18 protein-coding genes and 2 tRNA genes are annotated in these 19,027 nt (G+C 70.1%); 8 read left to right on the forward strand and 12 right to left on the reverse strand.

Features of this window, described 5'->3' with window-relative positions; genetic code table 11:
* Positions 1 to 8 precede the first annotated feature (8 nt).
* The 6 genes from ACWDD7_RS24545 to ACWDD7_RS24570 all read right to left on the reverse strand — a co-directional run bounded on the left by ACWDD7_RS24545 (position 9) and on the right by ACWDD7_RS24570 (position 5,603).
* The gene (locus ACWDD7_RS24545; protein ID WP_450458925.1) at positions 9 to 293 is read right to left on the reverse strand and encodes a hypothetical protein; all 285 of its coding nucleotides are present in this window, start codon (positions 291 to 293) and stop codon (positions 9 to 11) included.
* A 189-nt stretch (positions 294 to 482) separates the two neighbouring features.
* On the reverse strand, positions 483 to 1,769 hold the full coding sequence (gene clpX, locus ACWDD7_RS24550; RefSeq protein WP_351875643.1) for an ATP-dependent Clp protease ATP-binding subunit ClpX: 1,287 nt from the start codon (positions 1,767 to 1,769) through the stop codon (positions 483 to 485).
* A gap of 169 nt (positions 1,770 to 1,938) precedes the next feature.
* Entirely contained in the window at positions 1,939 to 2,604 is a 666-nt protein-coding gene (locus ACWDD7_RS24555) for an ATP-dependent Clp protease proteolytic subunit (RefSeq protein ID WP_351875640.1), read from the reverse strand.
* 70 nt (positions 2,605 to 2,674) lie between these two features.
* A complete protein-coding gene (locus tag ACWDD7_RS24560) occupies positions 2,675 to 3,280 on the reverse strand; it encodes an ATP-dependent Clp protease proteolytic subunit (protein ID WP_351875682.1) in 606 nt (201 codons plus the stop codon).
* A 385-nt stretch (positions 3,281 to 3,665) separates the two neighbouring features.
* On the reverse strand, positions 3,666 to 5,048 hold the full coding sequence (gene tig / locus ACWDD7_RS24565) for a trigger factor (RefSeq protein ID WP_450458926.1): 1,383 nt from the start codon (positions 5,046 to 5,048) through the stop codon (positions 3,666 to 3,668).
* Positions 5,049 to 5,526: 478 nt separating this feature from the next.
* Positions 5,527 to 5,603, reverse strand: a tRNA-Pro gene (locus ACWDD7_RS24570).
* Between the two features lie 160 nt (positions 5,604 to 5,763).
* Between ACWDD7_RS24570 and ACWDD7_RS24575 the strand changes: the two genes are divergently transcribed.
* The 3 genes from ACWDD7_RS24575 (at position 5,764) to ACWDD7_RS24585 (ending at position 7,617) form a co-directional block, all read left to right on the forward strand.
* Positions 5,764 to 5,834, forward strand: a tRNA-Gly gene (locus ACWDD7_RS24575).
* A 761-nt stretch (positions 5,835 to 6,595) separates the two neighbouring features.
* Positions 6,596 to 6,982, forward strand: a complete 387-nt coding sequence (locus tag ACWDD7_RS24580) for a VOC family protein (protein WP_351875635.1) — start codon at positions 6,596 to 6,598, stop codon at positions 6,980 to 6,982.
* On the forward strand, positions 6,979 to 7,617 hold the full coding sequence (locus tag ACWDD7_RS24585; RefSeq protein ID WP_450458927.1) for a TetR/AcrR family transcriptional regulator C-terminal ligand-binding domain-containing protein: 639 nt from the start codon (positions 6,979 to 6,981) through the stop codon (positions 7,615 to 7,617). Before ACWDD7_RS24580 ends, ACWDD7_RS24585 begins: the two co-directional genes overlap by 4 nt.
* 19 nt (positions 7,618 to 7,636) lie before the next feature.
* Here ACWDD7_RS24585 and ACWDD7_RS24590 read toward each other — a convergent pair whose 3' ends face one another.
* Positions 7,637 to 7,831, reverse strand: a complete 195-nt coding sequence (locus ACWDD7_RS24590) for a hypothetical protein (protein ID WP_285561136.1) — start codon at positions 7,829 to 7,831, stop codon at positions 7,637 to 7,639.
* 437 nt (positions 7,832 to 8,268) lie between these two features.
* Here ACWDD7_RS24590 and ACWDD7_RS24595 point away from each other — a divergent pair, with 437 nt between their 5' ends.
* A complete protein-coding gene (locus ACWDD7_RS24595; protein ID WP_450458928.1) occupies positions 8,269 to 9,456 on the forward strand; it encodes an acyltransferase family protein in 1,188 nt (395 codons plus the stop codon).
* 15 nt (positions 9,457 to 9,471) lie between these two features.
* On the opposite strand, the gene ACWDD7_RS24600 is transcribed toward ACWDD7_RS24595, so the two are convergent.
* From ACWDD7_RS24600 to ACWDD7_RS24615, 4 genes are all read right to left on the reverse strand, one after another.
* Positions 9,472 to 9,921 (reverse strand): HD domain-containing protein, encoded by a 450-nt coding sequence (locus ACWDD7_RS24600; RefSeq protein ID WP_450458929.1) that lies wholly within the window; start codon positions 9,919 to 9,921, stop codon positions 9,472 to 9,474.
* 14 nt (positions 9,922 to 9,935) lie between these two features.
* Positions 9,936 to 11,117 (reverse strand): PP2C family protein-serine/threonine phosphatase, encoded by a 1,182-nt coding sequence (locus ACWDD7_RS24605; protein WP_351875622.1) that lies wholly within the window; start codon positions 11,115 to 11,117, stop codon positions 9,936 to 9,938.
* Positions 11,118 to 11,242: 125 nt separating this feature from the next.
* On the reverse strand, positions 11,243 to 12,052 hold the full coding sequence (locus ACWDD7_RS24610; protein WP_351875620.1) for an Fpg/Nei family DNA glycosylase: 810 nt from the start codon (positions 12,050 to 12,052) through the stop codon (positions 11,243 to 11,245).
* A gap of 182 nt (positions 12,053 to 12,234) precedes the next feature.
* The gene (locus tag ACWDD7_RS24615; RefSeq protein WP_351875617.1) at positions 12,235 to 12,720 is read right to left on the reverse strand and encodes a ribose-5-phosphate isomerase; all 486 of its coding nucleotides are present in this window, start codon (positions 12,718 to 12,720) and stop codon (positions 12,235 to 12,237) included.
* A gap of 317 nt (positions 12,721 to 13,037) precedes the next feature.
* On the opposite strand from ACWDD7_RS24615, the gene ACWDD7_RS24620 reads away from it, so the two are divergent.
* Complete coding sequence (locus ACWDD7_RS24620; RefSeq protein WP_450458930.1) at positions 13,038 to 14,459, forward strand: amino acid permease; 1,422 nt, start codon at positions 13,038 to 13,040, stop codon at positions 14,457 to 14,459.
* Positions 14,460 to 14,541: 82 nt separating this feature from the next.
* Here the strand turns inward: ACWDD7_RS24620 and ACWDD7_RS24625 are convergent, their stop codons facing one another.
* Entirely contained in the window at positions 14,542 to 15,123 is a 582-nt protein-coding gene (locus tag ACWDD7_RS24625) for a biotin transporter BioY (RefSeq protein ID WP_450458931.1), read from the reverse strand.
* A gap of 402 nt (positions 15,124 to 15,525) precedes the next feature.
* Between ACWDD7_RS24625 and ACWDD7_RS24630 the strand changes: the two genes are divergently transcribed.
* The 3 genes from ACWDD7_RS24630 (at position 15,526) to ACWDD7_RS24640 (ending at position 18,910) form a co-directional block, all read left to right on the forward strand.
* On the forward strand, positions 15,526 to 16,908 hold the full coding sequence (locus tag ACWDD7_RS24630) for an amino acid permease (protein ID WP_351879935.1): 1,383 nt from the start codon (positions 15,526 to 15,528) through the stop codon (positions 16,906 to 16,908).
* Positions 16,909 to 17,034: 126 nt separating this feature from the next.
* The gene (locus ACWDD7_RS24635; protein ID WP_450458932.1) at positions 17,035 to 17,682 is read left to right on the forward strand and encodes a superoxide dismutase; all 648 of its coding nucleotides are present in this window, start codon (positions 17,035 to 17,037) and stop codon (positions 17,680 to 17,682) included.
* Between the two features lie 205 nt (positions 17,683 to 17,887).
* Positions 17,888 to 18,910, forward strand: a complete 1,023-nt coding sequence (locus ACWDD7_RS24640) for an NAD(P)-dependent oxidoreductase (RefSeq protein WP_450458933.1) — start codon at positions 17,888 to 17,890, stop codon at positions 18,908 to 18,910.
* The last annotated feature ends 117 nt before the right edge of the window (positions 18,911 to 19,027 follow it).

The following is a 19,027-nucleotide window of genomic DNA, read 5'->3' on the forward strand; positions in this document are numbered from 1 at the left end:
CCTTGCGATCAGGCCCGCTTGCAGGCCGCCAGCGACACGTCGCTCTTCACGCCGATCTGGGCCAGGTCGGTGACACAGACGGGGTTGGCCACCTTTCCGATGCCGGTGTCGATCGCCCCGTGGCCGCAGGCCGCCTTCACCTTCGCGCCGGCGAAGTACCCATGATCGGCCACGTAGTTGGTGCAGGCGCTCTGTGTGGCGCTCGCCGGTGAGGCCACGAGGATCGGCAGGGCCCCTGCCACCACCGCCACCCCGGCCGCGGCCGCCATGCGCTTCGCCCTCAGGAACGTCATTACCGGATTCCTCCCGTTCTCTCAGCCGGACCTGCCGAGGCACGTCCGGCTCGGTCACGCCGATCCGATCACGAGCACGGGGCGGGCGTCGGCTCGCGTCTGGATGATGGCTCGATCCGGTCGTCACTCGTCCGACATGCCGACGGGCAGGCGCCCTCAGAGGGTGCCTGCCCGTCGTCGCGGAGAGACTCAGGCCGTCTTCTGCTCCCCCGGACCCCGCCCCCGTGCGTCGCGCGGGATCAGGGTCGGGTTGACGTTCGAGAGGACCACGTCGGCGGTGATGACGACGCGGGCGACGTCCTTGCGGGACGGGACCTCGTACATCACGCCCTGGAGGACCTCCTCCATGATGGCGCGCAGGCCGCGGGCGCCGGTCTGGCGGAGGATGGCCTGGTCGGCGATGGCCTCCAGGGCCTCGCGCTCGAAGTCCAGTTCCACGCCGTCGAGTTCGAACAGGCGCTGGTACTGCTTGACGAGCGCGTTGCGCGGCTCGACCAGGATCTGCAGCAGGGCCTCGCGGTCCAGGTTGTGGACCGAGGTGATCACGGGCAGACGGCCGATGAACTCGGGGATCATGCCGAACTTGACCAGGTCCTCCGGCATGACGTCCTCGAAGACGTCCTTGGACTCCAGCTCGCGCTTGGACAGGATCGTCGCGCCGAAGCCGATGCCCTTGGCGCCCGCCCGGGACTCGATGATCTTCTCCAGACCGGCGAAGGCGCCGCCCACGATGAACAGCACGTTCGTCGTGTCGATCTGGATGAACTCCTGGTGCGGGTGCTTGCGGCCGCCCTGCGGCGGGACCGAGGCCGTGGTGCCCTCCAGGATCTTCAGCAGGGCCTGCTGCACGCCCTCGCCGCTGACGTCCCGGGTGATCGACGGGTTCTCGCTCTTGCGGGCCACCTTGTCGATCTCGTCGATGTAGATGATGCCCGTCTCGGCCTTCTTGACGTCGTAGTCGGCCGCCTGGATGAGCTTCAGGAGGATGTTCTCGACGTCCTCGCCGACATAGCCCGCCTCCGTCAGCGCGGTCGCGTCGGCGATGGCGAACGGCACGTTCAGCATGCGCGCCAGGGTCTGGGCGAGGAGGGTCTTGCCGGAGCCCGTGGGGCCCAGCAGGAGGATGTTGGACTTCGCCAGCTCGATGGCGTCGTCGCGGCCGCTCGCGCCGCCGTTCTCGCCCGCCTGGACCCGCTTGTAGTGGTTGTACACCGCGACGGACAGGGCCTTCTTGGCGGCCTCCTGGCCGACCACGTAGCCCTCCAGGAACTCGTAGATCTCGCGGGGCTTGGGCAGCTCCTCCCAGCGCACCTCGCTGGTCTCCGCGAGCTCCTCCTCGATGATCTCGTTGCAGAGATCGATGCACTCGTCGCAGATGTAGACACCGGGCCCTGCGATGAGCTTCTTGACCTGCTTCTGGCTCTTGCCGCAGAACGAGCACTTGAGCAGATCGCCGCCGTCACCGATGCGTGCCACGGTGTGCTTCCCCTTCGCCTGGGAACCGCCTGGACACTGCGTTCCAGCGGCTCCTGGTGCTGCCTTATGTCCGACGGTACCTTGCCGGGCCCGATGTTCGGGCCCCCCTTGGCAGGGTTCACTTGCCGTGAGCCCTGCCGTGGGGGGCGTGAGAGCGTGCCGCTCCGCGTCAGCGGACCTCGGCGTTGTTCAGCTTGCGGGTGGAGATGATCTGGTCGACGAGGCCGTACTCCAGCGCCTCCTCGGCCGTGAGGATCTTGTCGCGCTCGATGTCCTCGCGGACCTTCTCCAGCGGCTGGCTGGAGTGCTTGGCCAGCATGTTCTCCAGCTGCTCGCGCATCCGGGTGAACTCCTTGGCGATGATCTCCAGGTCGGAGAGCTGCCCGCGGCCGGTGGAGCCGGCCGGCTGGTGGATCAGCACGCGGGAGTTCGGCAGCGCCATGCGCTTGCCCGGGGTGCCGGCGGCGAGCAGGACGGCCGCGGCGGAGGCCGCCTGGCCCATGCACACCGTCTGGATGTCGGGCTTCACGAACTGCATCGTGTCGTAGATCGCCGTCAGGGCGGTCATGTCGCCGCCCGGGCTGTTGATGTAGATCGAGATGTCCCGGTCGGGGTCCATCGACTCCAGGCACAGCAGCTGCGCCATGACGTCGTTGGCGGAGGCGTCGTCGATCTGGACGCCCAGGAAGATCACGCGCTCCTCGAAGAGCTTCGCGTACGGGTCGTACTCGCGGATGCCCTGGGAGGTGCGCTCGACGAAGCGCGGGACCACGTAGCGGGCGTCGGGCCGGGGCCCTTCGTACAGGCCGCTGGCCGCGCCGGGGAAGTTGCTCATGGGATGTTCACCGTCCTGGTGGGCGTTCTGGGGATTGGAGTGGTGGCGGTGCGTGGCGTGGCCGGGCCGGTCAGGCACCGGTTCCGCCGCCTCCCGGAACACCCGAGGCGTTCGTGATGATCTCGTCAATGAGACCGTACTCCTTGGCCTCTTCCGGGGTGAACCAGCGGTCGCGGTCCGCGTCGCGGGTGATCACCTCGAAGGTCTGGCCGGAGTGGAACGCGGTCAGTTCGGCCATGCGCTTCTTGGTGCGCAGCAGGTACTCGGCCTGGATCTTGATGTCCGTGACCGAACCGCCGAGGCCCGCGGAGCCCTGGTGCATCATGATGTCCGCGTGCGGCAGGGCGAAGCGCTTGCCCGCGGCGCCGCCGGTGAGCAGGAACTGGCCCATGGAGGCCGCCATGCCCATCGCGATGGTGACCACGTCGTTCGGGATGTACTGCATGGTGTCGTAGATCGCCATGCCGGCCGTCACCGAGCCGCCCGGGCTGTTGATGTAGAGGTAGATGTCCTTGTCCGGCTCCGCGGCCAGGAGCAGCAGCTGAGCCGTGATCTTGTTGGCGATGTCATCGTCGACCTGCTGGCCGAGGAAGATGATCCGCTCGCCGAGCAGTCGGTTGTAGACCTGGTCGCCGAGGCCGCCACCGATAGAGGGCTCGCCGGCGGCGGAGGGCATCAGATTCGTCACGTATCCACCTGCTCGTCTCGCGACGGCGCCGGGCCGTCTCACGTCGTCCTGCCGGAGGCTTGGGGGTTTCAGGAGACTCCCCTGCCCCCGTACTCATGGACCCTAACGCTCGGGCACGTTCGGGGAATCCCGGAGTAGCGACTGTTCGCCGGGGGCGTAGCGCTCCGCCGGGTGGGCCGGGCGCGGATCGGGGCCGGCCGCGGTCGTCACCGGGCCGCGGGCGCGTCGCGGCGTGTCGTGCCCCGCGGCGGCGCCGCGACCGGGTACGGCCCCGCGCCCCTGACCCGGTCGCCCTCTCGCCGGTACGACGACGGGCCCCCGGGGAAGGTCCCGGAGGCCCGTCGTCGTTGCGTCAGAGGCGCCGTGGGGCGGCTCAGCCCTCGGTGGTCTCCTCGGTGGCCTCGGCCTCGGTGGCCTCGGCCTCGGTGGCCTCGGTCTCCTCGTCCTCGTCGCTGAGGTCGACGATCTCGCCGTTGGTGTCCTTCACCGTGGCGGCCTCGACCACGACGGCCAGGGCCTTGCCGCGGGCGACCTCGCCGACCAGGAGCGGCACCTGGCCACCCTCGACGACGGCCTGGGCGAACTGGTCGGGGGACATGCCGGAGGAGGCCGCGCGCCGCATGAGGTGCTCGGTGAGCTCCTCCTGGTTGACGTTCAGCTGCTCCTTCTTGACCAGCTCGTCCAGGACGAACTGGGTCTTGATGCCCTTGACCGCCGCCTCACGGGTCTCGGTCTCGAACTCCTCGGCGGACTTGCCCTGGATCTCCAGGTACTTGTCGAGGGTCAGGCCCATCTGGCCGAGCTGGTGGTGCTCCAGGTTGTGCTTGCGGGTGTTGACCTCGTCCTCAAGCAGCTTCTCGGGGACCGGGACCTCGACCAGCTCAAGGAGCTTCTCCAGGACGCGCTCCTGGGCCTGCGTGGCCTGGTCGAACTCCTTCATGTTCGCGAGGCGCTTGCGGCTGTCGGCCTTGAGCTCGTCCAGGGTGTCGAACTCGGAGGCGAGCTGCGCGAACTCGTCGTCCAGCTCCGGCAGTTCACGCTTGGCGACCTGGGTGACCTTGACGGTGACCTCGGCCTCCTTGCCCGCGGCGGAGCCGCCCTTCAGCTCGGAGGTGAAGGTGCCCTCCTCGCCGGCGGACAGGCCCTTGACGGCGTCGTCGATGCCGTCGAGCAGCTCGCCGGAACCGATGGTGTAGGAGACGCCGTTGGCGATGCCGTCCTCCAGCACCTCGCCGTCGACCTTGGCCTCCAGGTCGATGGTGACGACGTCGCCGTCCTCGGCGGCGCGCTCGACCGGGGAGGTGGAGGCGAAGCGCTCGCGCAGCTGCTCGACCGACTTCTCGACGTCCTCGTCGGTGACCTCGATGGCGTCGACCTCGACCTCGATGCCGGAGTAGTCCGGGATCTCAAGGGCCGGGCGGACGTCGACCTCGGCGGTGAAGTTCAGCGTCTCGCCGTCCTTCAGCTCGGTGATGTCGACGTCGGGCTGGCCCAGCGGGCTCAGCTCGGCCTCGTTGACCGCCTCGGTGTAGAACTTCGGAAGCGCGTCGTTGACCGCCTCCTCCAGGACCGCACCGCGGCCGAACCGCTGGTCGATGACGCGGGCCGGGATCTTGCCCTTGCGGAAGCCCTTCACCGTGACCTGCTGGTTGATCTTGCTGTACGCCGCGTCGAGGCTGTCCTTGAGCTCCTCGAAGGGCACCTCGACAGTGAGCCGAACCCGGGTCGGGTTCAGGGTCTCCACGGCGCTCTTCACGGTTCGGTCTCCTTGTGGCTGACTGCTTGGGTTCTGCCGGAGCCAGACAGCTCCGGCGGATTCGCCGCCCGGAGGAAGTACGTAGGCCGTGAGGGCCGGGGCACACGGGCGTGCAGCTTGCATAGTAACCGCAGGCGTTCGGCGCCCCAAAAGGCGATCTTCGCGGCGCCGCGAACGGAGGCCGGGGCCCCGGCCGAACGGCGGCGGCTCAAGGCCTGACCAGGGCCTGACCGGCGATCGGGCCGAGGGCCGAACGGGTGATGGCCGGCGATCGGACCACAGGGCGGACAGGAGGGTGATCGCCGATCGGGCCCAGGGTCGAGCACGGGGTGGTCGGCGATCCCGCCCAGGGTCGAGCAGGGAGGGCGGCGGCGACCCGGCCCAGGGCCGAGCAGGTGCGTGACCGGCGATCGGGCCGAAGGTCGGCCAGGGGGTGACCGGTGGCCGGATCAGGAGCCGTCCAGGGCGGGCCGATCGGTGGTCGGGGTGGCGGGATTTGAACCCACGGCCTTCCGCTCCCAAAGCGGACGCGCTACCAAGCTGCGCCACACCCCGTCTGTGTGCGACACGTAGGGTACATGGCCCGGCGGCCCGCGTCGGCCGCATTCTTCGAGGCGGGGCGCGTGGCGTTCGGTGATCGGACATGTTGGCCCAAGCGGCGGGCGACCCGCTACGATGCCTGAGTGCCGCGGTCACGGACCTGCGGCGCAGTGCTGCGGGCGTAGCTCAATGGTAGAGCCCTAGTCTTCCAAACTAGCTACGCGGGTTCGATTCCCGTCGCCCGCTCTGTACGACGAAGGCCCAGGTCAGGGGGTAATTTTACTCTCCACCTGGGCCTAAGTCGTCAGAGGCTGGATCAGGCGTCCGCGCCCTCCACGTGCCCCTTCGGCCGGCCATGTCGCTTCAGGGGGTCGAAAAGAGCGCACATGAGCACCATCCTCCGCCACGTCAGAGACAGCCCCAATCGCTCAACAGCGTCGCCCCCCTGCAGAGACCGCGTCCGGCGGCTGACATCAGCGGCTGACACCAACAAGCACGAACAACGGCGCTCGGCGGCGGGCCCCAGCGGAAGATCGGCCGAGGCGCAGGCCGGGTTGACCCTCGCCAAGCTCTTCAAGAGCACGGCCAAAACTCCTGACGGCGACCCGCTCGCGGTAGAGCGCCCGTGCCAGTGCTCGCCGGAGTGGCCACGCTTGGAGACGACACCAGCCACTACAGCGTTCTCACGAACCCCGAGGTCGGTCCGTTCGTCGCTCGCTGTACCGGCTGCCACGCTCGCTACCCCCACCCTTGGGTGATCCCGCAGGGCGCGCCGATGCCCTTCGACTGGGCTCGTGAGACTCCGCCGACCGCGTGAGCGTCGAGCAAGCTCGGTACGGAGAGAATCGCACGCGCAGCCTGGCCCAGGTGAGAGGTTGCCGTTGCCCCTCTCACCTGGGCCTTCGCCGTTCCCCTTCGCCGCTCCCCTTCACCCTTGCGGAACCCCGAGCGTGCGAGTTACGATCCGCACCGGTACGGAACATAACTAGGCCACAGGGGGCAACGTGATGCGGGTCAAGGACTTCGACCACCTGGTGCTCAACGTCTCGGACACCGAGCGCGCGCTGGGCTTCTACACCGGGCCGCTGGGACTCGCGGGCGAGCGGGTCGAGGAGTGGCGGGCCGGACGGGTGCCGTTCCCGTCGGTGCGGGTCAGCCCCACCACCGTCATCGACCTGCTGGAGCGGCCGCGCGGTGAGTCCAACGTCGACCACATCTGCCTGGTGGTGGACCCACTGGACTGGCAGCAGGTCGTCGACTCCGGCGCCTTCGACGTGCTCGAAGGGCCCGTGCCGCGCTGGGGCGCCCGGGGATCGGCCCAGTCGGTCTACGTGCGCGACCCCGACGGGAACACCGTGGAACTGCGCTGGTACCCGCAGGACGCCGCCGCATGAGCCCGGCGGCCGGCGGCCGGCCGAGGGACCCGGCGATCGACGCGGCGGTACTGGCGGCGACCGTACGGCTGCTGCACGACGACGGGTACGGGGGCCTCGCACTGGAGAAGGTGGCGGCCGTCGCGGGCACCAGCAAGGCCGCCGTCCGCCGCCGCTGGCCCCAGCGGCAGCGCCTGGTGATCGACGCGCTCGCCTCGGTCCTCGTCGTACCGCCCGCGCCGGACAACGGCTGCACCCGCTGTGATCTGCACCAGAGCGTACGACTGCTCGCCGAGGTGCTGCACGAGCGGCTGCCGGCCGGGGTGCTCGCACCGCTGCTCAGCGACTGCTCCGCCGACCCCGAGCTCCACGAGTACCTGCTGCGCAGCCTCGTACAGCCCGGCCGGGCGGCCGCCGCGGTCGCGGTGCGGCGGGCCGTCGAGCGCGGGGACCTCCAGCCGGACGTGGACCCCGAGCTGTTCGTGGATCTGCTCGCCTCGGTGGTCTACCGGCGGGCGCTGTTCGGCGAGGCCCCGGTCGACGCGTCCGCGGCGCGGGCGCTGGTGGACCTGCTGCTGCGCGGGGTCGCCGTGGACTTCGACCGTCTGGTGTTCATCAGCCGGCAGCCGGCCGAGCAGCGGCATCTTTACCACTGACCACAACCGGCGCGGCGGTTCAGAACTTGATCGAGTCGATCGAGTCCGCTATCGAGGTCAGGAACCGGTTGATGGACGGCGCCATACCGGTGGACGCGAGGAAGAAGCCGAAGAGGATCGCCACGATGGCCGGTCCCGGCTTGATGCTGCCCCCTCTTATGAGCACCACCAGGACGATCGCCAGCATCAGCGCTACGGATACTGAAATGACCACAACAGATCACACCCTCGGTCGGTCCCTGCTCCCGGCCCGGGGGTGCGACCCGCACCCCCGCCAGAACCATCGTGCCACCAACGGGCCTGCTCCATGCGGGTGCTGACAGGATGTCGGGCGCGCCTCCCGGCGCGGCGGAGGTACCGCACTGCAATTCGACGGACCGGAGCACCGAACTCCGGCCTGAATTACGCGAGTTCGTTTCCGTGTCCACACATCTCGCGCGCAGGTAATTCGAATTGATGACACCGAGATGCGGTATGCCCCAATTATTGGGGATGAATCTGGACATCGTGGGCCAACGATGGACCTCTGCGTGAGCGTCATCACGCGTGCGCGGGAGGCACGTTCGACAAATCCCGGGGCATACGAAGGCGATAACCAGGAACGACGAAGGGGTTTTACGAAATCCCGCGGACGACGCTAGGGTGCCTGAGATGTTTGACGCCGCCTCCTCCCCCGGCCAGAACCCACGGCCGCTCCCCCCGGCACCGTCGCCGGCGGACGGAGTGCCCGGAACGCGCGCCCCGCAGCGTGCGCGGGAGGAGCAGTCGAAGGCGGGCAGACCCGGCAAACCGCGCGATCCGTTCTTCGACAACGCGAAGTACATGGCGATCGCACTGGTGGCGATGGGACACTCCTGGTCCCCGCTGAAGACCGACCACCGGGTCCTGGAAGACCTGTACAACGTCGTCTACACCTTCCACATGCCGGCGTTCATCGTCATCTCCGGCTATTTCTCGCGCAGTTTCGACATGCGCCCTGACCGGCTGAAGCGCCTGGTCACCGGCGTCGCGGTGCCGTATGTGCTCTTCCAGCTCGCCTACTCGCTGTTCAAGCGGTACGCGGGCCACGTCGACGGCCCCATCAACCTCTTCTCGCCGTACTACCTCACGTGGTTCCTGCTCGCGCTGTTCGTGTGGCGCCTGACCAGCCCGCTGTGGAAGCTGGTGCGCCGGCCGCTGCCCGTCGCGCTCGGACTCGCCATGCTGGGCTCGGTCACCCCGGGGGTCGACGGCAGCCTGGACTTCGGCCGCATCCTGCAGTTCCTGCCCTGCTTCGTCCTCGGACTGCTGCTGAAGCCCGAGCACTTCACGCTGATGCGCACGCGCCGGATGCGGATCCTGTCGGTGCCCGTGTTCGCGGCGGCGCTGGTGATCGGCTGGTGGACCGCGCCGCACATGAACGACAACTGGTTCTACCGGCAGGACTCCGCGCAGGAACTCGGCGCTCCGTGGTGGATCGGACCGCTGATGACGCTGGCCATGTTCGGCTGCGCCATGCTGCTCAGCGCCTGCTTCCTCGCCTGGGTGCCGGGCCGTCGCACCTGGTTCACCGCACTCGGCGCGGGCACGCTGTACGGCTATCTGCTGCACGGCTTCGTGATCAAGAGCGTGCTCTTCCTGGGCGGGTTCGACATCGCCCAGCGGTACGGCGGCTACGGCTCGGCCGCCGCCACCGTCCTCGCGGTGGCCACCGTCACGGTGCTGTGCACCAAGCCGGTGCAGCGGGTGTTCCGGTTCGCGATGGAGCCGAGGATGGCGTGGGCGTTCGTCCAGGACGCGACCGAACTGGCCCGTGCGCGGCAGCGGAAGGAACACGAGCCGGTGAAGGCGAGCGCCTGACGCCGGGGGCCGGGGTCAGACGCCGAGACCGAGGAGTGCGCGCATCCGTGCGTACTTCTCGGTCAGTCGTTTCCGGGTCGGTTCGTCCAGTACGGCAAGACGCTCCGGGTCGGCGTTGTGCGCCAGGTCCGCCTCCTTCACCAGCAGGGCGCCCGGGGTGTCGAGGACGCGCCGGGCGTACGCCTCCGGCTCCTCCCCCGGGCGCTTGGTGACGGCGTCCACGATGGCCTTGGTACGCGGGGTGAGCGCGGCCCCCGCCAGCCAGGCGCGGCTCAACGCGTCGTCCTCCACGGCGTCGTGCAGCCAGGCCGCCGCGACCTGCTCGGCGTCTCCCCCGCGGGCGCGGACGCCCTCGGCGACGGCGGCGAGGTGTTCGGCGTACGGCCGTCCCGCCTTGTCGGTCTGCCCCTCGTGCGCGGCGCGGGCGAGGGCCTCGACGTCGGCGAGGGTCAGGGGTGCGGTCATACGGCCACTCTCCGTCAGGCGTGGGTCAGCGGGCGTGCCGTGGCCTCGCGGCAGATCAGCAACAGGGCCCGGTCGTCGTTGACATCCTTGGCGACGGCCTCGATGAGGTGCCAGGCGGCGCCGTGGAAGCCGCCGGCGACATAGCGGTCGGCCTCGCCGGTGAGGCGGTCGATGCCCTCGACGATGTCCCGGTCGGAGGTCTCCACCAGGCCGTCGGTGAACAGCATCAGGACGTCGCCGGGCCGCAGCGAGCCCTTGACGGAGTCGAACTGGGCGCCGTCGTAGACCCCGAGGAGCGGCCCCTCGGCGGACTTCTCCTCCCAGCGGCCGCTGCCCGCGCTGAGCTGGAGCCCCGGCGGATGGCCCGCGGAGTACAGCTCGTAGTCCCCGGAGTCGAGGTCCAGGACGAGGTGGATGGAGGTGGCGAAGCCCTCGTCCCAGTCCTGGCGGAGCAGATAGCCGTTGGCGGCGGTCAGGAAGGCGTGCGGGGGCAGGGAGCCGAGCAGGCCGCCGAAGGCGCCCGACAGCAGCAGGGCGCGGGAGCCGGCGTCCATGCCCTTGCCGGAGACGTCGGTGAGGACGACCTCCAGGGTGCGGCCGCCGTTGGTGCGGGCGGCGACCACGAAGTCGCCGGAGAAGGACTGGCCGCCGGCCGGCCGCAGGGCCATCTCGTGGTGCCAGCCCTGGGGCAGCTTGGGCAGCTTGCTCTGCACCCGGATGCGCTCGCGCAGGTCGAACAGCATGGTGCCGCCGCGCCGCCAGGGCACGCCGACGCGGCTGCGGAACTGCGCGGTGAGCAGGCCGAAGAAGCCGCAGGCGGCCACCACCAGGACGACGCCCGGGGTGACGCGGGAGGGGCCCTCGGTGTACGGGCCGAGGCGCACCGACTCCACGATCAGCGCGGTGGCCGCCGCCGCGTACAGGCCGAGCAGGCTGGCCGGGCGCAGCAGCAGCCCGCCGGCGACGATCGGCAGCACGAGCAGGGCCGGGGAGCACCACACGGAATCGAACAGGGTCATGGCCGCGAAGAGCGGGACGGTGAGCAGCAGGCCGGCGAAGGCGACCCAGTCGGACCCGTCGCCGCGGAAGTAGTCGACGGCGCTTTTACGCAGCCCGACGCGGGCCCGGTGCCACTGCATCTTCCACCGGGCCGTGAACGTGTCGGCCTTCGCTCGCGTCTCTCGTCCTGCTGCCATTAGTTCGGGACCCTATCCATCGCACCGGCCGCTTGGCACGGGAGGTCCCGCTGGTCCCCCGTGCGAGGCTCGGGTTCACAGGTTCGCTCAGGCGCCGGAATTCCGTAAACCCACCCGAAGGAGTGTCAGCTCTTCTGACAGGTGGGGCACCAGAAGAGGTTGCGCGCGGCGAGGCCGGCGGTGCGGATCCCGTCGCCGCAGACGTGACAGGGCTGGGTGGCGCGGCGGTAGACGTAGACCTCGCCGCCGTGGTCGTCCACGCGGGGCGGGCGGCCCATGGCCTCGGGGGTGTGCTCGGGTCGTACGGTGTCGATCCGGTTGTGGCGTACGCCCTCGCGCATCAGCGCGACGAGGTCGGCCCACAGGGCGTCCCACTCGGCGGGGGTGATGTCGCGGCCCGCGCGGTAGGGATCGATACCGTGGCGGAAGAGGACCTCCGCCCGGTAGACGTTGCCGACGCCGGCCACGATCTTCTGGTCCATGAGCAGGGCGGCGATGGTCGTACGGCTGCGGCCGATCCTCTGGTACGCCGCCGACGGGTCGGCGTCCTCGCGCAGCGGGTCGGGGCCGAGGCGGGCGTGGACGGCGTCCTTCTCGTCCTCGGTGATCAGGGCGCAGGTGGTGGGGCCGCGGAGGTCGACGTACGCCGTGTCGTTCGCGAGCCGGAGGCGGACGGTGTCGGTGGGCGGCGGCGCGGGGGCGTCCCCGAAGCCGACCTTGCCGAACAGGCCGAGGTGGATGTGGACCCAGTCGGTGTCCCGGAACCGCAGGAACAGGTGCTTGCCGTGGGCCTCGGTGGCGGTCAGCTCGGCCCGGTCCAGAAGGGCGGCGGCGTCGGAGAACTTGCCCTGGGGGCTGGTGACGCGGGGCGTCGTGCCCTGGAAACGGGCGGCGTAGTCCTGCGCCAGCCGATGGATGGTGTGCCCTTCCGGCACGGCGGGCCGTCCTTTCCTCTTCTCCTCGTTCCGCTCCCGCCCGTGCCGCGCGGACGGCGGGCGGGCCTCGCCTCCTCAGCCTAGGCGCGCCTCGTCACCGGCCTTCCCGCTTTCGGCCACGCACGGCGCCCACCCTCCGGCCCGTGCGTCGGGTGGCGGGTGGGCGCGAGCGGGCGGGGAGGCTACTGCTGGGGGTGGTGGGCCGGGATCGGGGGGAGGTCGCCGGTGGTCTCGTACGCGGCCAGCATGTCGATGCGGCGGATGTGGCGCTCGTCACCCGAGAACGGGGTGCCGAGGAACACCTCGACGAACTTGGTCGCCTCCTCGGTGCTGTGCATGCGGGCACCGACGGCCACCACGTTGGCGTTGTTGTGCTGGCGGCCCAGCGCCGCCGTCTCCTCGCTCCAGGCCAGCGCCGCGCGCACGCCCTTCACCTTGTTCGCCGCGATCTGCTCGCCGTTGCCGGAGCCGCCGATCACGACGCCGAGGGCGTCGGCGTCGGCGGCCGTGCGCTCGGCGGCGCGCAGGCAGAAGGGCGGGTAGTCATCCTGGGCGTCGTAGATGTGCGGCCCGCAGTCGACGGGCTCGTGCCCCGCCGCCTTGAGCCACTCGACGAGGTGGTTCTTGAGTTCGAAGCCCGCATGGTCGGAGCCGAGATACACGCGCATGAAACGAGTGTGACATGGGGGAATCGGGGCAGCAGCCCCGGGTCCACGGCATCCGGCGGGCGCTCCGTCAAGGCGTCCGGGGGTGACTCATGTGACACCCGGGCCGCTATGGATTTCGTCGTCAAATGTGAGCGGGACCATAGAAGCTCAAGGGAACCTCAAGTAACAATCCGGATTCAGAGGTTCCCGAATTCGTTCACCTCGGATTCACTGGACCGGCTCGTACACCGCTCGTACGAATCCCGTACCGGACCCCCACGGGCACCCCCGTTCCCGTACGAGAACCCCCCGCTCTACAGGCGTAAAGGAATCCGTCCATGACCCCACCTGGTTCCGGACTTCAGGCAGGCCTCAAGAACCGGCACCTGACGATGATCGCCATCGGCGGTGTGATCGGCGCCGGCCTGTTCGTCGGCTCCAGCTCCGGCATCGCCGCGGCCGGGCCGGGCATTCTGCTGTCCTACGCCCTCGTCGGCACCCTCGTCGTCCTCGTGATGCGCATGCTGGGCGAGATGTCCGCGGCCAACCCGACCTCCGGCTCGTTCTCCGAGCACGCCGACCGCGCGCTCGGCCGCTGGGCCGGTTTCTCCATCGGCTGGCTGTACTGGTTCTTCTGGGTCGTCGTGCTCGCCGTCGAGGGAACCGCGGGCGCCAAGATCCTGGCGGGCTGGGTACCGGCCGTGCCGCAGTGGGGCTGGGCCCTCATCGTGATGCTGGTGCTGACCGCGTCCAACCTCGTCTCGGTCGGTTCCTACGGCGAGTTCGAGTTCTGGTTCGCCGGCATCAAGGTCGTGGCGATCGGCGCGTTCATCGTCGTCGGTCTGCTCGCGATCTTCGGTGTGCTGCCGGGCGCGCACGCCGACAAGGCGTCCTTCACCAACCTCACCGGCCACGGCGGATTCCTGCCCCACGGTCCGGGCGCGATCCTCACCGGTGTCCTGCTGGTCGTCTTCTCCTTCATGGGCAGCGAGATCGCCACCCTGGCGGCCGGTGAGTCGGAGGACCCGCAGCGCGCGGTCACCAAGGCCACCAACAGCATCATCTGGCGTATCGGTGTCTTCTACCTCGGCTCGATCCTCGTCGTGGTCACGCTGCTGCCGTGGAACGACCCGTCGCTGGAGAAGCAGGGTTCGTACGTCGCCGCGCTGAACTCCCTCGGCATCGCGCACGCCGGCGAGATCATGAACGTCATCGTGCTGACGGCGGTCCTGTCCTGTCTCAACTCCGGCCTGTACACGGCCTCCCGCATGGCCTTCTCGCTCGGCCAGCGCGGTGACGCGCCCAAGGCGTTCGCCCGCACCACCTCCCGCGGTGTGCCGATGGCGGCGATCCTCGCGTCGGTCGTCTTCGGCTTCGTGGCCGTCTTCTTCAACTACGAGTTCCCCGACACCGTCTTCCTCTTCCTGGTCAACTCCAGCGGTGCGGTGGCCCTGTTCGTGTGGCTCGTCATCTGCTTCTCGCAGCTGCGGATGCGCCGGATCATCCAGCGCGAGGCGCCGGAGAAGCTCGTCGTGCGGATGTGGCTGTACCCCTACCTGACCTGGGCGGCGGCCACGGTGATCGTGGCGGTCCTGGTGTACATGCTCTTCGACACCGAACACGACGGCCGGGAGACCGTGCTGCTGTCGCTGCTCGTCGCGGCGATCGTGGTGGCCATCTCCCTCGTCAAGCAGAAGGTGGCGGGCGACCGTCCGGCCCCGGCCGCGGAGGCCGCCACGGACAAGGTCTCCATCGGCTGACCCACGCCCTCACCCGCACGACGGCCGCGGGGCCTGACGACGTTCGTCAGGCCCCGCGGCCGTCGTGTGTGCCGGGCTGTGCTCAGCGCCTGCCCGCGAACTTCCACGCGGTGGGCAGCAGCCCCATCGCGAGGGCGGCCTTGAGGGCGTCGCCGATCAGGAACGGCACGAGACCGGCCGCGACCGCCTGGCCGAGGGAGAGGTGGGCGGCCAGGGCCAGGTACGGCACGCCGACGGCGTAGATGACGGCCGAGCCGAGGATCATCGTGGCCGCCATGCGCAGCGGGGAGCGGTCGGCGCCGCGGCGGGCGAGGGCGCCCACGACGGCGGAGGCGAGCAGCATGCCGAGGACGTAGCCGAAGGACACCGCGCCGGCGCCGGACTCGCCGCCCGCGAACCACGGCACGCCGGCCATGCCCGCGACGGTGTACAGGGCGAGGGAGAGGAAGCCGCGACGGGCGCCGAGCGCGGTGCCCACCAGCAGCGCGGCGAAGGTCTGGCCGGTCACCGGCACCGGCGAGCCGGGCACGGGCACCGACAGCTGGGCGGCGAGCCCGGTGAGCGCGGCGCCGCCGAGCACGAGGGCGGCGTCGCGGACGCGGGACGCGGGCAGCAGGTCGGCGAGGACGGCACCCGGTCGGGCGCTGACGGTGGCGGTGCTCATGGGGACTCCGCGGGGTGAGGGGACAGGTGGGAACATCGCGACGCTATACCGGCGCGCCGAATCCGATCACCGTCAGCGCTCGACAAAGGGTTGATCGCCCCCTTGGTGGGCTCCGCACAAAGAGTGCCGCTCACACCGGGTACGGCGTGACGACGGTCACTGAGGTGGAGTGCTCCAGCAGACTCGACGAGCTGACGCCGCGTCTGTAGGGATCTGCCAAAGGGCTGTGGACATCGGTCCGGCGGCCTGCGAGCGTCTCGGCCGGGACTGCGACGACGTAACCGGAATCTCACTCTCCGAATGCCGGGCGTCCGGATACTGGACGGCCTCTCCGTGTGAACGGACAGGGCGCCCAGACTGGGTTGATTTTTACCCGCCTATCGCATCGGGAGAGCCGCGCCCATGCCCAGCAGTACCCGCTCGGAGACACCACGACTGGCGGACAATCCCGCCCTTTCCCATGGCCTCAGGCAGCGCCACCTGTCGATGATCGCCCTCGGCGGCGTGATCGGCGCGGGCCTGTTCGTCGGGTCGGGCGCGGGCATCGCCGCCGCCGGCCCGTCCATCGTGATCGCCTACGCCCTCTCCGGGCTGCTGGTGATGCTGGTGATGCGGATGCTCGGCGAGATGTCGGCCGCCTACCCGTCCTCGGGCTCCTTCTCCGCCCACGCCGAGCGGGCGATCGGCCCCTGGGCCGGGTTCGCCGCGGGCTGGTCCTTCTGGGTGCTGCTGTGCACCGCCGTCGGCCTGGAGGGCATCGGTGCGGCGAGGATCGCCCAGGGCTGGGTGCCCGGCAGCCCGCAGTGGATGTGGGTCGCCCTGTTCATGCTGGTCTTCCTCGGCGCGAACCTGGCCGCCGTGAGGAACTTCGGCGAGTTCGAGTTCTGGTTCGCCGCGCTCAAGGTCGGCGCGATCTCGCTGTTCCTGGTGCTCGGCGTGCTCGCCATCACGGGCGTGCTGCCCGGTACCGACTCCCCCGGCACCTCCCACCTCACCCACTTCCTTCCGCACGGCGGCCAGGGCCTGGTCATCGGCCTGCTCGCCTCGATCTTCGCCTACGGCGGCCTGGAGACGGTCACCATCGCGGCGGCGGAGTCCGAGGACCCGGTGCGGGGCGTGGCACGCGCGGTGCGCACGGCGATGTGGCGCATCGCCGTCTTCTACATCGGTTCCATGGCCGTCGTCGTGACCCTGGTCCCCTGGAACTCCCCGGACGTCGTGACGCACGGCCCTTACGTGGCGACCCTGGACCACCTCGGTATCCCGGGCGCGGGCCGGCTGATGGACGTCGTGGTGTTCGTGGCCCTGCTGTCCGCGATGAACGCCAACATCTACGGCTCCTCGCGCATCGCCTACTCCCTGGTCGAGCGCGGCCAGGGCCCCAAGGCGCTGGCGAAGCTGTCCGGCGGGGTGCCCCGGATCGGCGTGCTGACCTCCTGCCTGGTCGGCTTCGTCTGCGTGCTGCTGAGCTACTGGCGGCCCAACGACGTCTTCCCCTGGCTGCTGAACATGATCGGCGCGGTGATCCTGATCGTCTGGATCTTCATCGCCGTCTCCCAGCTGCTGCTGCGCCGCCGGATCGAGCGCGAGGAACCGGAGAAGCTGGTGGTGCGGATGTGGGCGTTCCCGTACCTGACCTGGTTGGCGCTCGCGGGCATGGCCGCGGTCTTCGTGCTGATGGCGTGGCAGCCGGACACCCGGGTCCAGCTGTACTCGTCGGGTGCGATGACGGTGGTGCTCGCGGCGGCGGGTTACGCCTGGCAGCGGGTGCGCGCCAGGCGCTGATCCCCTACGGCGCCGACGGCGAGGCCCCCATGTGCGACACGTGGGGGTCTTTCTGTTGTCCCGGCACTGTTGTTGCTAGCGTGTAGTTGCAAGTAACTTGCAATAAGGTTCCGGAGGGGATCACCCATGCCCGTCTACACGCTGCCCGACCTGCCCTACGACTACTCCGCGCTGGCTCCCGTGATCAGCCCCGAGATCATCGAGCTGCACCACGACAAGCACCACGCGGCCTACGTGAAGGGCGCCAACGACACACTGGAGCAGCTCGCGGAGGCACGGGACAAGGGGTCCTGGGCCTCGGTCAACGGCCTGGAGAAGAACCTGGCCTTCCACCTGTCCGGGCACATCCTGCACAGCATCTACTGGCAGAACATGACCGGCCCGAAGGACGGCGGCGGTGAGCCGCTGGCCGCGGACGGGGTGGGCGAACTCGCCGAGGCGATCGCGGAGTCCTTCGGTTCCTTCGCCGGCTTCAGGGCCCAGCTGTCCAAGGCCGCGGCCACCACGCAGGGCTCCGGCTGGGGCGTCCTCGCGTACGAGCCGCTGAGCGGCCGGCTGATCGTGGAGCAGGTCTACGACCACCAGGGCAACGTCGGGCAGGGCGCCACGCCGCTCCTCGTCTTCGACGCCTGGGAGCACGCCTTCTACCTCCAGTACAAGAACCAGAAGGCCGACTTCGTCGAGGCCATGTGGCAGGTGGTCGACTGGCAGGACGTGGCACGCCGCCACCAGGCCGCCAGGTCCCGCGCCGATTCGCCGCCGCTCGCCCCGTGAGCGCGCGCGTGCGCTGAGGCGCCCTGCCTCGTGATCGTCTTCTCACCCTTCACGACGGCAGGCGGATGAAGGAAGGCCCTCCGCGAGGACGTGACTCGCGGAGGGCCTTCCGCCGTGCGCACCCAGCGCGTTCAGGTCTCCCCGCTTTCCCCACATAAAAGGGATTGACGCCTCTCTGACGATCATTACAACCTGTGTTCCCGTGATGACATCCAGTGTGCGGGTGCTGGCCGCCGGCGACCGCTTCGTACTGCCCTCGCTGATCACGGCCGCGCTGGCCCGCCAAGCCCGCTTCGACGTCAGGGAGTTGACGCTCGACTGGCCGCAGAAACCATTCGGCAGGGTCGGCGAGGTCCAGGAGGCCAGCGACGTGGAGGACGAGCTGATCGCGGCCCTCGCCGGCGCGGACGTCCTCGTCACCCAGACGGCACCGGTCACCGAGCGGGTCCTCACCGCCCGCCCGGAGTTACGGCTGGTCGCGGTCTGCCGGAGCCGCCCGGTGAACGTCAACCTCGACGCGGCCCGGCAACACGGCGTGCGGGTGTGCTGCGCGCCCGGCCGCAAAGCCGCGGCGACGGCCGAGTTCACCGTCGGCCTGCTGCTCGCCGCCCTGCGGCGCATTCCGCAGGCCCACGACCGCCTGGCCGAACAAGGGAGTTGGGCGGGCCCGAGGTACTACACATACGAGCACAGCGGCCTCGAACTGGAGGACCTGCCCGTCGGGATCATCGGCTACGGCGCGGTCGGCAGCCGGGTGGCGCGGGCGCTGGGGGCGTTCGGAGCGCGGGTGATGGTGTACGACCCGTACGCGCGGGGCGAGATGTACGGGCTGCGTATGGCCTCGCTGGACGAGCTGCTGCGGCGCTCGCGGGTGATCAGCCTGCACGCCAGGGTCACCGAGGAGACGCGGGGGCTCATCGGGGCGCGGGAGCTGGCGCTGCTGCCGCCGGGGGCGGTGGTGGTGAACGCGGCGCGGGGGGCTCTGCTGGACGAGGGGGCGCTGTGCGACGCGCTGGAGGACGGGCGTCTCGCGGCGGCGGCGCTGGACGCGTACGCCGACGAGCCGCTGCCCGCCGACTCGCGGTTGCGGACGGTCGGGGGGCGGGTGGTGCTGACACCGCATGTCGGCGGGGCGAGCCGGGCGGTGGCGGAGAAGGGGGCGCGGGCCGCGGCGGCGGAGGTGGGGCGGTGGGTGCGGGGGGAGCGGCTCCTGCACTGCCTGACGTGAGCCGCGCGCGGCGGGCGGGCGGACGCCCGCCGTAGCCGTAGGGGCGCGGGCCGGTGGCCGGGCGTGGATGCCTCATGGCCGATCGCGCACACGGGCGCAGCCACGCGTCCAACACAG

The organism is Streptomyces sp. NPDC001056 (genome assembly GCF_053598955.1).

Excerpts from the sequence above, each read along its gene's own strand:
- ACWDD7_RS24545 (WP_450458925.1), bottom strand. The coding sequence starts at position 293 with ATGACGTTCCTGAGGGCGAAGCGCATGGCGGCCGCGGCCGGGGTGGCG.
- ACWDD7_RS24555 (WP_351875640.1), bottom strand. The coding sequence starts at position 2,604 with ATGAGCAACTTCCCCGGCGCGGCCAGCGGCCTGTACGAAGGGCCCCGG.
- ACWDD7_RS24560 (WP_351875682.1), bottom strand. The coding sequence starts at position 3,280 with ATGCCCTCCGCCGCCGGCGAGCCCTCTATCGGTGGCGGCCTCGGCGAC.
- ACWDD7_RS24580 (WP_351875635.1), top strand. The coding sequence starts at position 6,596 with ATGCGGGTCAAGGACTTCGACCACCTGGTGCTCAACGTCTCGGACACC.
- ACWDD7_RS24585 (WP_450458927.1), top strand. The coding sequence starts at position 6,979 with ATGAGCCCGGCGGCCGGCGGCCGGCCGAGGGACCCGGCGATCGACGCG.
- ACWDD7_RS24595 (WP_450458928.1), top strand. The coding sequence starts at position 8,269 with ATGTTTGACGCCGCCTCCTCCCCCGGCCAGAACCCACGGCCGCTCCCC.
- ACWDD7_RS24600 (WP_450458929.1), bottom strand. The coding sequence starts at position 9,921 with ATGACCGCACCCCTGACCCTCGCCGACGTCGAGGCCCTCGCCCGCGCC.
- ACWDD7_RS24605 (WP_351875622.1), bottom strand. The coding sequence starts at position 11,117 with ATGGCAGCAGGACGAGAGACGCGAGCGAAGGCCGACACGTTCACGGCC.
- ACWDD7_RS24615 (WP_351875617.1), bottom strand. The coding sequence starts at position 12,720 with ATGCGCGTGTATCTCGGCTCCGACCATGCGGGCTTCGAACTCAAGAAC.
- ACWDD7_RS24620 (WP_450458930.1), top strand. The coding sequence starts at position 13,038 with ATGACCCCACCTGGTTCCGGACTTCAGGCAGGCCTCAAGAACCGGCAC.
- ACWDD7_RS24625 (WP_450458931.1), bottom strand. The coding sequence starts at position 15,123 with ATGAGCACCGCCACCGTCAGCGCCCGACCGGGTGCCGTCCTCGCCGAC.
- ACWDD7_RS24630 (WP_351879935.1), top strand. The coding sequence starts at position 15,526 with ATGCCCAGCAGTACCCGCTCGGAGACACCACGACTGGCGGACAATCCC.
- ACWDD7_RS24635 (WP_450458932.1), top strand. The coding sequence starts at position 17,035 with ATGCCCGTCTACACGCTGCCCGACCTGCCCTACGACTACTCCGCGCTG.
- ACWDD7_RS24640 (WP_450458933.1), top strand. The coding sequence starts at position 17,888 with ATGACATCCAGTGTGCGGGTGCTGGCCGCCGGCGACCGCTTCGTACTG.